The sequence below is a fragment of the Pseudomonas paralactis genome, from assembly GCF_001439735.1.
In the GTDB taxonomy this organism is placed as follows: Bacteria; Pseudomonadota; Gammaproteobacteria; order Pseudomonadales; family Pseudomonadaceae; genus Aquipseudomonas; species Aquipseudomonas paralactis.
Window position 1 is genome coordinate 1 of record NZ_JYLN01000017.1, and the last position, 14,238, is coordinate 14,238.

The window sequence follows — 14,238 nt, forward strand, 5'->3', positions numbered from 1 at the left end:
CGGCTGACAAAGACTGATTGATCGTCGTATGCTTTTTCATGGGCTCGCCCTCGCTGTCGTTGGCTTCTATAAGAATGCCACCGTGGCGCATAGACGCCTCGGCTTGGGCGAGTCCATCTAATTACAGAGGGCGATGTACGCTTAACTGACTGGCCCGTTCCCACAGTTGTTTTGTGAGGCTTACATAACCCTCAAGCGCTGATTAACCGCCCGATGAACCGCGCGCACATAGACGCAGCCCCGTGGCCTTTCTAAACTGCGGCTTGTCTTGGGGAGAGGGGTGGGCGCCGATGAATCGCAATGAACTACGCAAGGCCGACATCAACCTGATGGTGGTCTTCGAAGCGCTGATGCTTGAGCGCAATGTGACGCGGGTGGCGGAGAAGCTGTTTCTCGGCCAGCCAACCATCAGCTCGGCCCTCAATCGCCTGCGCACTTTGTTCAACGATCCGTTGTTCATTCGCGTCGGCCATCGCATGGAACCCACGGCACGAGCCGAGGAAATCATCCAGCACCTGTCGCCGGCCCTGGATTCCTTGTCATCGGCCCTGAGCCTGACCCATGATTTTGATCCGTCCATCAGCACCATGACCTTTCGCATCGGCCTCTCCGATGACGTTGAGTTCGGCCTGTTGCCGCCCTTGCTGCGTGCCTTGCGCCAGGAAGCGCCGCAGGTGGTGTTTGTGGTGCAGCATGTGGATTATTGGCGCATTCCCGACCTGCTGGCGTCCGGCGATATCACCGTGGGCATCACCCAGACTCGCGGCCTGCCGGCAAATGCCAAGCGCAAGCTGCTGCGGCATATCCGCCCCTGCCTGCTGCGTGCCGATGCCTCGGACACGCCGCTGACCCTCGACGAATATTGCTCACGGCCCCATGTGCTGGTGTCCCACACCGCCAACGTGGCCGGTTTTGCCGATGAGTGGTTGGCCGAAGTCGGCCGCAAGCGCCATGTGGTGCTGTCGGTGCCGCAATACAGCTCGCTGCCGGCCTTGCTCGCCGGCACCGACATGATCGCCAGCCTGCCGGACTATACCGCCCAGGCCATGGCCGCCAGCGGGAATCTGTTCTGCGAGCCGTTCCCGTTTCAAACCCCGACCCTGGACTTGTCGATGGTCTGGCTCAGCCACGTCGACACCGACCCGGCGGAGCGCTGGATGCGTTCGCGGCTGGAGGCGTTCATGAGCGACAAGCTCCCGGCGCCAAGCTGAAAGCAACTGTAGAGACTGCTTGGCGCTTTCAACTTGCCGCTTGCAGCTGTTCCTCACACACCCTCACCACTTGCTCACGAAACCAAATATTGGCGCTGTCTTGCCCATTGGTTTCGTTCCAGTGCATATCCAGGGTGAACCCCGGCAAACCGTTGGGCGCTTCGCACACACCGAACCCCGGCGTCGGCGCCAGTAACTTCTGCACGCGGCGTGGCAGGGTGACGATGAAGTCGGTGCCTGCAATCATCTTCAACGCCGCGCTGTAGCTGTTGGCCCGCGCAATCACCTGGCGCTTGCGCGCCTGACGTGCGAGCCAGCCGTCGATCATATTGGTGTCCGATGTCCACGGTGTGGGGAACACGTGACGCCGCTCGACGAAGGATTGCAGGCTGAACGCCGGTTCCCTGGGGGCCGAGCGCTGGTCGCACACACAGACCAGGTCATCTTCCAGCAGCATCTGGGTCTTGAAGTCTTTATGGGTGCGATGAAAGTGCGGGCCGAAGCAGATCACCAGGTCGAGGCGGCCTTCACGCAGGTCATCGACGGGAATGTCGGCTTCCAGCTTCTGCACATTGACGATCACCGGCAGGTCGGCATGGTCGAAGTGCTTCAACAGACGCGGCAGGATCAATTGCTCGAAGTATTCCGGGGCGCACACATTGAAGGTCACCGCCTGTTGGGTCGGGTCAAAGGCCTGGCCGCCGGCGTGGCATAGGTTGATGCTTTCCAGGATCTTCTGCACATGCCCGTACATGGTGGTGGCCTTGTACGTCGGACGCATACCGGCTCGCGTGTTGATAAACAGCTCATCCTCAAAGCTGGTACGCAACTTTTTCAGGCTGTAGCTCACCGTGGACTGGCTGACGAACAGCGTTTCGGACACATCAGTAACGCTGCTCTGGTCATAGACGGCGATAAACACCATCAAATCCTGCATATCGAGCTTTCTGAGCGAGTTACTGTTTAGCATCGGTTTCGTCCGTAAACCCTTTGTACCGAACTCAGTACAAGACTGAGCAAAATGTTAACGGAACGCTCGTACCAATAGAAAGCTCTGTAGGACCCTTCAATGTTTTGTGGGGGACAAATACTGTTTGTAATACGACGTCAGCGAATATGTCGTACGTAATGCCGGGGGTTGAAGCGCAGGACCATCAACAGCATCACCGCAGTCACCGCTGTCAGCGACCACCAGGCTCCTTCAAAGCTGCCCAGCTGGTCGCGGATCACTCCGGCAATCAAGGGCGACACCCCGGCAATCAGGTAACCGATGCCCTGTACAAACGCGGTCAGGCTACCGGCGCGCCGTGGGTTGTCGAGGTGGTCCAGAGACACAATCAGGCTCATGGGAAACAGCCCGCCAATACCCAGGCCGAGCAGGCAAGGCCATAGCAGGCTCCAGTGTTGCGGGCTCAGGATCAGGCCGCAGAACCCGAGAATAATCAGCACCAGCAGCCCCGCAATCACGCCGCGTTTATCCTGGCGCCGGTTGGCGATGGCCGGGGTGACCAGGCCGGAGATGACCTCCATGGCGGTCAGCAAACCCAACAGCAATCCGGCGTTCTGCTCGCTCCAGCCCTGTTCGACGTAGTACGGCGCCAGCCACGCCAGTACACAGGTGTAGGACGCCGTGCCGAGGCCAAAAAAGATCGCCAACAGCCACGCGCGACGATTGCTGAAAAATGACTCGCGGGGGGTCGAACCGGCTTGCGGCAAGGGTGGCAAAACTGAACGCTGCGCATACCAGAACACCAGCGCCAACAGCGCCAGCGCTGCCCAGATCGCCAGGCCGATACGCCAGCTGCCGGTGCGCACTTGCACCAGAGGCGAGAGTGATGCCGCCAGCGCAGCGCCGCCCATAATCGCCGTCACATACAGGCCCATGAACAGCGAAACGTCGGAGCTGAATCGCGACTTGATCAGCGTCGGCATCAACGCCTGAATCAGCGCAATACCCACCCCTGCGGCAATTGCGCTGACGATCAGCTCCAGCGCCGAATCCAGGAACAGGCGCGATAACGTCGCCAGCCCAATCACCAGCAGCGACAGCACAATACTGCGATGCTCGCCCAGGCGCTTGGCCAGGCCCATGCCAAAAAACATCGCCAGGCCCATGGCCATGACCGGCAACATGGTCAGCAAGGCGGCGCTGCTGAAACTCAACGGCACATCCACGCGAATCGACGACAATAACGGCCCCACAGCCGCCATCGACGGGCGCAGGTTAAGGGCGACCAGCACCACGCTGATCATCAGCCATACGGCGGTGGTGGGTTTTACTTGAACGTTTTCCATGGGCCTGCCTTGATGGGACAAGGGCGAATCAGGCCATGCAGGGGGGAATGGAGCAAATCAGAAAGTCGTTGGGGCTATCTAAAAATCACAGATGATTGACGCACCGCCGATCAAAATGTGGGAGGAGGCAAGCCCCCCCACATTTTTACCGCGGCGTGTCAGTAGCCAACGGTGAAGCGCTGACGCGAGTGTTTCGGTGTTTCGACCTCGTCGATCATGGCGATGGCGTAGTCGGCAAAGCTGATCGAGCTGTTACCGTCACTGCTCACCAGCAGGTCATCCTGGCCCAGGCGGAATTTGCCGGTACGCTCGGTTCCGTCGAACAGCGCCGAGGGCGACAGGAACGTCCAATCCAATTCCTGTTCCTGGCGTAGCGTTTCCAGGAACTCAGCCCCGGCACCGGCTTCGGCCTTGTACTCTGCCGGGAAACCTGGGCTGTCGATGACGCGGCTGCCGTCTGGCAGCAACAGCGAACCCGCACCACCCACCACCAGCAGGCGTTTGACCCCGGCCTTTTTCACCGGGCCGATCACGGCGCTGGCCGGCAAGGTGGCGAAGTGCGCGGCGCTGATCACCACATCGCTGCCGCTGATGGCGTGTTGCAACGCTTGTGCGTCCAGGGCGTCGACCTGTTTGGCCGTGACACCCGGGCGTACGCCCAGCTTTTCGGTATTGCGGGCGATGGCGGTGACGGTATGCCCACGGCGCAGGGCTTCTTCCAGCAGTTGGCTACCGGCACGGCCGGTAGCACCAATGATTGCGATTTTGCTCATGACGTTCTCCATCAGGGTTAGGGTTTAAAGCCAATCACCACTTCATTTCGCCCTTGGCGACTTTGGCGCTCAGTTCCAGCGAGCTTTCGTCGGCGAGGGTGGGGTAACGCTGTTTCATGGCCGCGATCAGGGCGGCGGAATCCTTGGCCTTGGCGGTTTCGATGTCGAAGGCCTTGATGTAGTCGGCGGTAAATTTCACCGAGGCCAGTGATGGGGTGCCCAGGTAGTGGCCAGGGATCACGGTTTGTGGCTTCAAGCTTTCAATACGCTCAAGGGTGCTCAGCCAGTCTTTATGGGATTGCGCGCTCTGAGTGTCAGCCATCCACAGGTGAATGTTTTCGGCGACCACCACACCACCGACCACGGCTTTGATCGACGGGATCCACACAAAGCTGCGATCCGGCTGCGGGCCGTCCAGACCGATCACTTCCAGCTGTTGCCCTTCAAGGGTCAGGCTGTGGCCCTGCAGCACCTGGGGCACGACGGTCTTGGCGGGTTTGTCGGCGCCCATTTTCGGGCCCCAGAATTCCAGCTTGCCGGCGACGGTGGCGTTGATATGGTCGACCACCGGTTGCGGCGCCAGCACCTTGGCGTCGGGGAAGGCGGCGGTCAGGGTGTCGAGGCCGAAGTAGTAGTCCGGGTCGCCATGGCTGATATAGATGGTGGTCAGGTGTTTGCCGCTGGCGCGGATCTTCTGCACCAGTTGCTCGGCCTGGCCTTTGCCGAACTGGGCATCCACCAGGATCGCGTCTTTGGCACCGCTGACCAGCACCGAGCTGACGGGAAAGATCGCCGCTTCGCCTGGGTTGTACACGTCCAGTTTCAGTTCTGCGGCTGCTGCGTGCGCGGCGAAGGCCAGGGCGGCAGTGGCCAGGGTCAAGCGTTTGAAGGTCGAGAACATCGGGCAGCTCCTGCCATTGGTAAGGGGTGGATAGAGCTTAGTTGCATAAAACACCACAAAAAATGCGATGCTGGGACATAGTTTGTTTCTGAAATCGGGCAGATCATGGATCGTCTTCAAGCAATGCGCGTGTTTGTTACTGTGGTGGACCTGGGCAGCCAGTCTGCCGCCGCCGATCATCTGGACCTGTCGCGCCCGGTGGTCTCGCGCTACCTGGCCGAGCTGGAAGACTGGGTCGGCGCGCGCCTGCTGCACCGCACCACGCGCAAGCTCAGCCTCACCGCTGCCGGGAGCGAAACCCTGCCGCGCTGTCGGCAATTGCTGGAGTTATGCGGCGATATGCAGGCCGCCGTCAGCGAGCCGGATGACGCACCCCGGGGCTTGTTGCGCCTGAGCGTCAGCACCTCGTTCGGCCAGGCGCAGCTGGGCGCGGCCATTGCCGAGTACGTCAAGCGCTACCCGTTGGTGACGGTGGATTTGCAGATGCTCGATCGCACGGTGAACCTGGTGGATGAACGCATCGACCTGGCGATCCGCACCAGCAATGATCTGGACCCCAACCTGATCGCCCGACGCTTGACCGTGTGCCGCTCGGTGGTATGCGCCACACCGGCCTATCTGCGAGAGCATCCGGCGCCGCAGAAAGTCGAAGACCTGGCCCGGCACAACTGCCTGACCCACTCCTACTTCGGCAAGAGCCTGTGGCATTTCGAAGAACAGGGCGAGCACGTGTCGGTGCCGGTGCACGGCAATATCACCGCCAACGAGGCCAGCACGCTATTGCGTATCACCCTGGCCGGGGCAGGGGTGGCGATGCTTCCCAGTTATCAGGCCGGTGACCTGATCCGCAGTGGTGAACTGGTGCGCTTGCTGCCCGCCGCAGAGCCCCGGCAGATGAACATCTACGCGGTGTACGCCTCGCGCAAGCACATGCCCTCGGCGCTGCGCAGCCTGCTGGATTTTCTGGTGCTGCGGTTTCCCGAAGCGCCCGCGTGGGACGTCGGGCTTTAAGGCGATATAAACGCGCTGAATGGCAGCCAATCATGGCAACTTGCGCTGACTGACCTATGCTTTAAACAGCGCCGTGTAGATCCGTTCAGAGGTCTGTGCCATGAGTATCAAAACCAGAAAGTACCTGACGATTTTCACCCTCTGCGCATTGGCGACTGCGTTGTACGGGACAGCCGCCTATCGCGTCGAACAAACACGCATGCAACCGGCGGCATTCGCCATCAGTTGCCACCAAGATCAATGCGTTCCCCGCACCGGCAGTTTCAGCGCGCTCAGGTAGGCTGCTCGGCCTTCAATTGCTCGCGAAACGCCTTGGGTGAAAACCCGACCCTGCGCCGAAACAGGCGCGAGAAGTTGGTCGGGTCGGAAAAGCCCAGCACCTCGGACATCTCATTGATGGTCATGCTGGTGTAGGTCAACAAACGCTTGGCTTCCAGCAACTGGCGGTCATGCATGATCTGCAACGCCGGCTGCCCGCCCAACTCCCGACAAGTCCCGTTCAAGTGTGAGACCGAGATGCCCAGCTTGTGGGCCAGGTCTTCAATCTTGGGGTGCTCGCGATAGTGTTGCTCGACCAGTTGAGTGAACCGGCGAAAATACTCGCGACCACGCGGCGCCCTTGGATGGCGGCGCTGAATCGCCTGGCGGCTGACCCACACCAGCAACACGCTGACCAGCGCGTGCAACATCATGTCCCGTGCCGGTTGATCATCGGCGTATTCGTCCTGCAAGCGGGCGAACAGGTTGTTCAAGTAGTCGCTGTCCTTGCCTGCCGGATAACTGCCCAGGGTTTGCAGACCGTCGACTGTGGCGCCCAGTTGCGCCTGCAAATGACTGACCAGCGGCGCCGAAAGGGTCAACACGTAACCCTGCACATCTTCGGAAAAACGAAAGCCATGCACGCACAGTGGCGGTAGCACTTGCAGGCTCGCTTCATTGAGGGTGGTGCGCTGGCCTTCGATTTCCAGTTGAGCCTGGCCTTTGTGCACATACAGCAGCTGGCACAGATCCGCGTGCCGGTGGGGCTGGATTTCCCACTGGTATTCCCGACTGCGCCGGGAAATGGTTTCGCAGTGCAACAAATCGGGCGTCGGCCACTGCTGGCTTTCCCCGTAAAGCTTGAAGACCGGAATCGCGGTTTTGGTCATGGTTTCAATCCGATACTCAGGATAATGGTTCGGTAATCGCCCCGATTGGCGAAAAGCACAGGCTTTGAAGCAGTTTTCACCTTCTTATGCGGTTCGCTCAAGTGAAAAATGTCAGCCACAAGTCCACTGACAACTCTTTCACTCGATACGTTCGGGTCAAGCGTGAAGGCCATAAAAATAATGAAAACCCTGAAAACTCAAGTCGCCATTATTGGTGCCGGTCCGTCTGGATTGCTGCTCGGCCAATTGCTGCACAACGCGGGCATTCAAACCCTTGTTCTAGAGCGACAGAGCGCCGATTACGTGCAAGGGCGCATCCGCGCCGGTGTGTTGGAGCAGGGTATGGTCGAGCTCTTGCGTGAGGCCGGGGTGAGCCAACGCATGGACACTGAAGGGTTGGTGCACACCGGCTTTGATATTGCGCTTAACGGCCAACGTGTTCCCATCGATCTCAAGGCATTGACCGGTGGCCAGTCGGTGATGATCTACGGCCAGACCGAAGTCACCCGCGACCTGATGGCCGCCCGCGCAGCCGCCGGCGCTACCACCCTGTACGAAGCGTGCGATGTTCAGCCCCATGATCTGAAAACTGATCGACCCTGGCTGACGTTCAACCATCAAGGCCAAGCCTATCGCCTGGAGTGCGATTACATCGCCGGGTGCGATGGTTTCCATGGCATCGCCCGGCAATCGATTCCGGCAGAGGCGTTGAAGGTATTCGAACGGGTCTATCCCTTCGGTTGGCTGGGGGTGCTTGCCGATACGCCGCCGGTACACGCCGAGCTGGTATACGCCAAACATCCACGGGGTTTTGCCCTGTGCAGTATGCGCTCCCCGACGCGCAGCCGTTATTACCTGCAAGTGCCGCAGGACGAGGCCGTGGAGGATTGGTCGGATGATCGTTTCTGGGATGAGCTGAAAACCCGCTTGCCCGCTTCATTGGTGCAGCAGTTGGTGACCGGCCCATCGATTGAAAAAAGTATCGCGCCGCTGCGCAGCTTCGTGGTGGAGCCCATGCAGTACGGGCGCCTGTTCCTGCTTGGTGATGCCGCACATATCGTCCCGCCCACCGGCGCCAAGGGGTTGAACCTGGCGGCCAGTGACGTGAGCACGTTGTTCCGGATTTTGCTCAAGGTGTATCGCGAAGGGCGCCTGGACTTGCTGCAACAGTACTCGGCGATCTGCCTGCGCCGGGTGTGGAAAGCCGAGCGGTTTTCCTGGTGGATGACCTCGATGCTGCATGAGTTTCCCCAGGCGGATGCCTTCAGCCGGCGCATTGCCGAGAGCGAGCTGGACTATTTCATTCACTCGGACGCCGGGCGCAAAACCATCGCAGAAAATTACGTCGGGCTTGCGTACGAGCCTATCGAATAGCCTGCTATCGTATCGAGCATTCCTGCGGGCGATTTTGTCCCGCGGGCCTTGCTCGAAGGTTCTGCCGTGACTCACCTCAATCAACCCGCCCCAACCGTTCCCGCCGTGCGCAGCATTCTTGCTGCGCTGATGATGGCGATCTTCCTTGGTGCCCTGGACCAGACCATTGTCGCGGTGTCCATGCCGGCCATTTCCGCGCAATTTCATGACGTCAACCTGCTGGCCTGGGTGATTTCCGGCTATATGGTGGCGATGACCGTGGCGGTGCCGATCTACGGCAAGCTTGGCGATCTGTATGGGCGCCGGCCCATGATGCTGATCGGCATGGGCCTGTTCACCCTGGCGTCGCTGTTTTGTGGCATGGCGCAAAGCATGGAGCAATTGGTGCTGGCGCGAATTCTCCAGGGCATCGGTGCCGGCGGGATGATTTCGGTGAGTCAGGCGATCATCGGCGACATCATCCCCCCTCGCGAACGTGGGCGGTACCAGGGCTATTTCAGCAGCATGTACGCGGTGGCCAGCGTGGCCGGGCCGGTGTTGGGCGGTTACATGACCGAGTACTTGTCGTGGCGCTGGGTGTTTTTGATCAACCTGCCGCTGGGCGCCGGCGCCTGGTACGTGGCCCATCGCACCCTGGTGGGGCTGCCGGTGCCACAGCGCAAGCCGATCATTGATTACCTCGGCACGGTGCTGATGATCATCGGCCTCACCGCCTTGTTGCTGGGCATCACCGAAATCGGCCAGGGCCATCATTGGCGTGACGCTCAAGTGCTGGGGTTGCTGGCCTGCGCGCTGCTGGCGTTGAGTGTGTTTGTGTGGCACGAACGCCGCGCCCGTGAGCCGTTACTGCCGATGCACCTGTTCGCCAACCGCAGTGCGGTGTTGTGCTGGTGCACGATTTTTATCACCAGCTTCCAGGCGATTTCCCTGAGCGTGCTGATGCCCCTGCGTTACCAGAGCGTGACCGGTTCAGGTGCCGACAGCGCAGCCTTGCACCTGCTGCCGCTGGCGATGGGGTTGCCGATGGGCGCTTATTTTGCCGGGCGCATGACCTCGGTGACTGGTCGTTACAAACCGATGATCTTAAGTGGCGCGTTGTTGAGCCCGCTGGCGATTCTCGGCATGGCCTACAGCGCGCCCCAGGCGTTGCTGCTCACCAGCGTATTCATGCTGTTGTGCGGCATCGCCGCCGGTATGCAGTTCCCGACCTCGCTGGTGGGTACGCAGAACTCGGTGGAACAACGGGACATCGGCGTCGCTACCAGCACCACCAATCTGTTTCGTTCCCTGGGCGGGGCGGTGGGGGTGGCCTGCATGTCGGCACTGCTGCTGGCGCTGTTGCACGACTCCAGTTTCGCCCACCTGGCCAGCGGCGCACTGGTGGCCGAAGGCAGTTCCGGCAACGTGCTGCTCGACGGTCTCAACGCAGCACCCGGCTCGGCGCAGGATGCGTTGCGCGGCGAGTTGGCGGTGACGTTTCGGCATTTGCTGATGGTGAGTGCGGCGGTGTCGCTGTTGGGGTTGGCGGCGGCGCTAGTGATGCCCAACCGGGTACTGCGCGGCCGTGAGGATAAGGCTCGATAATTGCGACTAACAGTACATCGCCCTCTGTAGGAGCGAGCTTGCTCGCGAAGAACGTCAACGATAACGCGGGCTTTCTGAGTGAACGCGGCGCCTTTGAGTTTTTCGCGAGCAAGCTCGCTCCTACAAAAAGCCAACGGATCAGGGGCTGTAATACCCGACCGCAACCATGAAATGCCCGCTTTTGCGCACATAGGCATGTTTGTTCTCGACCTTGCCGGTCACCGGGTTTTTCCAGCGGTACTTGTATTCCCCCTGGTCCTGCTCGGCCATCATCTTGAGAATCGGCTCACCCACCGGTTTGCCGTCCGGGTCCTTGATCTTGGCGAAGTCGGTATTTATCAGGCGCAAGTGGGTGCCGTGTGCCACGTAACGCCGCGTATCCAGGTCGACCACGAATACATACAGGTCATCCTGCAGGAAGCCGCCCTGCAATGAGTTGATTGCCTTGAGGGTGCCGGTTTCATCTTTCACCAGCGCATCCACTGCCTTGTTACGCAGCGCCCGTGCCTGTTCCGGCGTGGCGCGTGGCAGGTAATAACCCACCGCCAGGATGCGTTTGCCTACCCGCTGATAAAACACATGCTTGTGTTCGACCTTGCCGTCATTCCAGTTTTGCCAGCGATAATCAGCCTGCTGGATACCCTGGCTTTCGGGGACCTTGAGTGCTTCCTTGAACGATTGACGCAAATCCGGCCCGAGTACCTCCGATACGTCGCGACCGATCAGCGCGGAGGAGGGCCCGCCACTGGCCAGCAGCACGCCCTGGGTATCGACCACGAAGACGTAGCGGTCCTGGTCGATGAATTCGCCCTGGCGACTGAAGGCCGCAAAGGCCTTGTCACCGTGTTGCTGGTAATACGCCAAGGCTTTTTCCAGTAGGGCCTTGGCGGCCTGGGCATCCGCTTCCTGAGCCGTTGCGGCATGCACCTGGCTGCAACACAACAGCAGCAGCCAGGTGAGTCGGAGCAGTGTGTTCATATACCCGTCCCTCGATCTTGTTGGTGTGACAAGAGCGTAGACGGTTGCTCGGGAATCAGAAGGGTTTGGTTGGCAGGTATTTGCCGTCCAGGGTGATGACCGCACGGGAGCCGCCGTCCGGGTCTTCGACTTTCTTGATGTCCAGCTTGAAGTTAATCGCGCTGATGATGCCGTCGCCGAATTGCTCATGCACCAGGGCTTTCAGGGTAGAGCCGTAGACCTGCAGCATTTCGTAGAAACGGTACATGGTCGGGTCAGTCGGCACACCGCTTGGGAAGCTGCCGCGCAGTGGGACGCTTTGCAGCAGGCGGCTGGCATCCTCGTCGAGGCCGAGTTTGCCGCACACGATGTCGGCCGCCTCCTTGGGCAATGGGTGCTGGCCGAGCAGGGCGGCGGTGACGAACGCCAGGCTCAGGCCGGTGCCGTCGGTGAGGTCCTGCCATGACAGATTTTTGCGCGCCTTGAGGTCGATAACGGTATCGGCCAGGGCCAGGCGTGGGGTTTGCGCGAATTGGGATTGCAACATGGTGATGTCCTCTTGGGTGGATAAGGTTCAGGCAGCGTGGGCGCGGGTGGTTGGATGCTCAAGCAGGGAGACGAAGCGCCCGCTGCGTCCGTCCAGCGCGTCGATGCCGCCGGTTTCGATGTCGTACACCCAGCCGTGCAGGTTCACCCGGCCTTGTTCCAGGGCCAGGGCAACGCTGGGGTGAGTCTTGAGATTAGCCAATTGGGCGACCACGTTTTCGCGCACCAACGAATCCAGGCGTGCAGCGTCCGAGGTATGCGTACGGGAGGCATTGATCACCTTGGCCGACTCGGCATGGCGCAACCAGTTGGCCACGGCCGGCAGATGGTCCAGGCACTTGCAGGTGGAGATCGCAGTCATGGCGCCGCAGTCCGAATGCCCGCAAATCACGATGTCGCTGACCCCCAGTACCGCCACTGCATATTCGACGGTGGCCGACACACCGCCCGGCTCCGGGCCGTAGGACGGCACGATGTTGCCGGCATTGCGGATCACGAACAGATCACCGGGTTCCTGCTGGGTCAGAAGCTCCGGGACAACACGGCTGTCGGAGCAGGACACAAACAAGGTGCCGGGGTTTTGTGTGGTCGCCAGGTGCTTGAACAAGTCGCTGCGTGGGGAAAAGGCTTCACGTTGAAATTTGCGAAAGCCATCGATGAGATGCTGCATGGTGGTTCTCCTTGCGTCGCTGATGGGGCAAGGATGGAAGTTTTCGGCTATAGCGTCCAAGACCGGTTTATGATGATCTCTATAAGTCATGCCTATAGTTGGAGCATTGCCGATGCTGCTGCGTCATATCCGTTACTTGCTCGCCGTTGCCGAGCACCGCAACTTCACCCGCGCCGCCGAAGCGCTGCATGTGTCGCAGCCGACCCTGTCACAACAGATCAGGCAACTGGAAGAAAGCCTCGGCGCGCCACTGCTCGACCGTTCCGGGCGCAGCATCAGCCTGACCGATGCGGGGCAAGCCTACGTGCGCTTTGCGCGCCTGGCCTTGCAGGATCTGGAGGCTGGCAGCCGCGCCATGCACGATGTGCAAGACCTCAGCCGCGGGCACTTGCGCCTGGCCATGACGCCGACCTTTACCGCCTACCTGATCGGGCCATTGCTGGCGCGCTTCAACCGGCTGTATCCGGGCATTACCCTGAGCATCGAAGAATTGACCCAGGACCGCATCGAAGCCGCCCTGGGTGAGGACCTGCTGGATATTGGCATCGGATTTACCGGCGAGCATGGGCCGGACATTGAGTGCGAGGCGCTGTTTGTCGAACAACTGAGCGTAGTGGTCGGTGCCAACCATCCTCAATCAAGTCGACTTGTTTGGCTTGAACAACCCCTGGTGCTGCTGAACACCGGCTTCGCCACCCGCCGCCATATCGATGACTACTGCCGCCGGCAAGGTGTGAAACCCCGCATCGCCATGCAAGCCAACTCCATCAGCGCAATCATCGAAATCGTGCGCAACACGCCACTGGCGACCGTCCTGCCCCAAGCCCTGGCCGAGGCGCAGAGGGGGCTGCGCGCAGTGATCATCGACCCACCGCTGCCGCAGCGTACTGCCGCATTATTGAGCCGCAAGGGCGCCTACCGCAGCGCCGCGTGCAGGGCATTCGTCGAGTTGATCAAGGCGCAGCCAACCACTGACTGACAACACCCCCATACACACCCGTCGCCACACTCAGGTGCAACCACTGATCCACATAGCTCTTCCAGGCCACATCATCGCGGGGCAGCAGGAAGGCTTTTTCACTGTACTGCATCGGCCGCTCAGGGTTGACCGCACACAACCCAGGCTTGAGCTTCTGCTGATACCGCGCCTCGCTGGCATCGGTAATCATCACATCGGCCTTGCCCGCCAGCAGCTCATCAAAAATCGTCACGTTGTCATGCAGACGAATCTGCGTCTGGCCCAGGTGGGCACGGGCAAACACTTCATTGGTGCCACCTGCCGGCTCGATCACTCGCACCTGGGGCTGGTTGATCTGCTCAACCGTCTGATAACGCTGCACATCGGCGCAACGCACCAGCGGGATCTTGCCGTCGACCCCGAGGGATTGGCTGAAGAACGCCTTTTTCTGCCGCTCCAACGACACGGAAATCCCGCCCACGGCAATGTCGCAGCGCTGGGCGAGGAAGTCCGGCATCAACGTTTTCCAGGTGGTGGGCACCCACTTGATCGTGGCGTTGAGGCTCTTGGCCAGGGATTCGGCCATGGCAATATCAATGCCCTCATAACCGCCATCGGCGCGCAACGAGGTATAGGGCTTGTAGTCGCCCGTGGTGCAAACGGTCAGGGTGCCGCGCTGGATCACATCGTCAAGACGGGACGGGGCAGTGTCGGCCTGGGCGATGTTGGTCAGGCTTGCCAGCACGCAGAGGGCCAGAGGCGCTTTCATGGGGTCGAGTCCTTGGGGCACGGTCGGGGGGGCTTATTATT

At 60.5% G+C, this 14,238-nt stretch carries 15 protein-coding genes; 6 read left to right on the forward strand and 9 right to left on the reverse strand.

What is annotated here, in order from left to right:
* The first annotated feature begins 290 nt into the window (after positions 1 to 290).
* On the forward strand, positions 291 to 1,211 hold the full coding sequence (locus TX23_RS25670; RefSeq protein ID WP_057704585.1) for a LysR substrate-binding domain-containing protein: 921 nt from the start codon (positions 291 to 293) through the stop codon (positions 1,209 to 1,211).
* A 28-nt stretch (positions 1,212 to 1,239) separates the two neighbouring features.
* Here the strand turns inward: TX23_RS25670 and TX23_RS25675 are convergent, their stop codons facing one another.
* The 4 genes from TX23_RS25675 to TX23_RS25690 form a co-directional block, all read right to left on the reverse strand.
* Complete coding sequence (locus TX23_RS25675) at positions 1,240 to 2,181, reverse strand: LysR family transcriptional regulator (RefSeq protein ID WP_057704586.1); 942 nt, start codon at positions 2,179 to 2,181, stop codon at positions 1,240 to 1,242.
* Between the two features lie 137 nt (positions 2,182 to 2,318).
* On the reverse strand, positions 2,319 to 3,506 hold the full coding sequence (locus tag TX23_RS25680; RefSeq protein ID WP_057704587.1) for a cyanate transporter: 1,188 nt from the start codon (positions 3,504 to 3,506) through the stop codon (positions 2,319 to 2,321).
* 158 nt (positions 3,507 to 3,664) lie between these two features.
* Positions 3,665 to 4,279 (reverse strand): NAD(P)-dependent oxidoreductase, encoded by a 615-nt coding sequence (locus TX23_RS25685; RefSeq protein ID WP_057704588.1) that lies wholly within the window; start codon positions 4,277 to 4,279, stop codon positions 3,665 to 3,667.
* Positions 4,280 to 4,313: 34 nt separating this feature from the next.
* On the reverse strand, positions 4,314 to 5,180 hold the full coding sequence (locus TX23_RS25690) for an MBL fold metallo-hydrolase (RefSeq protein WP_057704589.1): 867 nt from the start codon (positions 5,178 to 5,180) through the stop codon (positions 4,314 to 4,316).
* A 105-nt stretch (positions 5,181 to 5,285) separates the two neighbouring features.
* Here TX23_RS25690 and TX23_RS25695 point away from each other — a divergent pair, with 105 nt between their 5' ends.
* Together TX23_RS25695 and TX23_RS28595 are read left to right on the forward strand one after the other, a co-directional pair.
* The gene (locus tag TX23_RS25695) at positions 5,286 to 6,191 is read left to right on the forward strand and encodes a LysR family transcriptional regulator (protein WP_057704590.1); all 906 of its coding nucleotides are present in this window, start codon (positions 5,286 to 5,288) and stop codon (positions 6,189 to 6,191) included.
* 100 nt (positions 6,192 to 6,291) lie between these two features.
* Positions 6,292 to 6,471 (forward strand): hypothetical protein, encoded by a 180-nt coding sequence (locus TX23_RS28595; RefSeq protein WP_003189580.1) that lies wholly within the window; start codon positions 6,292 to 6,294, stop codon positions 6,469 to 6,471.
* On the opposite strand, the gene TX23_RS25700 is transcribed toward TX23_RS28595, so the two are convergent.
* The gene (locus TX23_RS25700; RefSeq protein WP_057704591.1) at positions 6,464 to 7,339 is read right to left on the reverse strand and encodes a helix-turn-helix domain-containing protein; all 876 of its coding nucleotides are present in this window, start codon (positions 7,337 to 7,339) and stop codon (positions 6,464 to 6,466) included. The two genes, TX23_RS28595 and TX23_RS25700, sit on opposite strands and share 8 nt — an antisense overlap.
* A gap of 189 nt (positions 7,340 to 7,528) precedes the next feature.
* On the opposite strand from TX23_RS25700, the gene pobA reads away from it, so the two are divergent.
* Together pobA and TX23_RS25710 are read left to right on the forward strand one after the other, a co-directional pair.
* Positions 7,529 to 8,713, forward strand: coding sequence for a 4-hydroxybenzoate 3-monooxygenase (gene pobA / locus TX23_RS25705; RefSeq protein ID WP_407071395.1), 1,185 nt, complete (start codon positions 7,529 to 7,531; stop codon positions 8,711 to 8,713).
* 66 nt (positions 8,714 to 8,779) lie between these two features.
* The gene (locus tag TX23_RS25710; RefSeq protein WP_057704629.1) at positions 8,780 to 10,297 is read left to right on the forward strand and encodes an MDR family MFS transporter; all 1,518 of its coding nucleotides are present in this window, start codon (positions 8,780 to 8,782) and stop codon (positions 10,295 to 10,297) included.
* Between the two features lie 138 nt (positions 10,298 to 10,435).
* On the opposite strand, the gene TX23_RS25715 is transcribed toward TX23_RS25710, so the two are convergent.
* The 3 genes from TX23_RS25715 to TX23_RS25725 are packed head-to-tail and all read right to left on the reverse strand — an operon-like array spanning position 10,436 to position 12,470.
* Positions 10,436 to 11,275 carry a cache domain-containing protein gene (locus TX23_RS25715; protein WP_057704593.1) on the reverse strand — a complete coding sequence of 280 codons (840 nt, stop codon included), beginning with the start codon at positions 11,273 to 11,275 and terminating at the stop codon, positions 10,436 to 10,438.
* Positions 11,276 to 11,330: 55 nt separating this feature from the next.
* The gene (cynS, locus tag TX23_RS25720; protein ID WP_014717475.1) at positions 11,331 to 11,801 is read right to left on the reverse strand and encodes a cyanase; all 471 of its coding nucleotides are present in this window, start codon (positions 11,799 to 11,801) and stop codon (positions 11,331 to 11,333) included.
* Between the two features lie 27 nt (positions 11,802 to 11,828).
* On the reverse strand, positions 11,829 to 12,470 hold the full coding sequence (locus TX23_RS25725; RefSeq protein ID WP_057704594.1) for a carbonic anhydrase: 642 nt from the start codon (positions 12,468 to 12,470) through the stop codon (positions 11,829 to 11,831).
* A 112-nt stretch (positions 12,471 to 12,582) separates the two neighbouring features.
* Between TX23_RS25725 and cynR the strand changes: the two genes are divergently transcribed.
* Positions 12,583 to 13,449 carry a transcriptional regulator CynR gene (gene cynR, locus TX23_RS25730; protein WP_057704595.1) on the forward strand — a complete coding sequence of 289 codons (867 nt, stop codon included), beginning with the start codon at positions 12,583 to 12,585 and terminating at the stop codon, positions 13,447 to 13,449.
* On the opposite strand, the gene TX23_RS25735 is transcribed toward cynR, so the two are convergent.
* Positions 13,424 to 14,197 (reverse strand): transporter substrate-binding domain-containing protein, encoded by a 774-nt coding sequence (locus TX23_RS25735; RefSeq protein WP_057704596.1) that lies wholly within the window; start codon positions 14,195 to 14,197, stop codon positions 13,424 to 13,426. The genes cynR and TX23_RS25735 overlap by 26 nt on opposite strands.
* Positions 14,198 to 14,238: the final 41 nt, after the last annotated feature.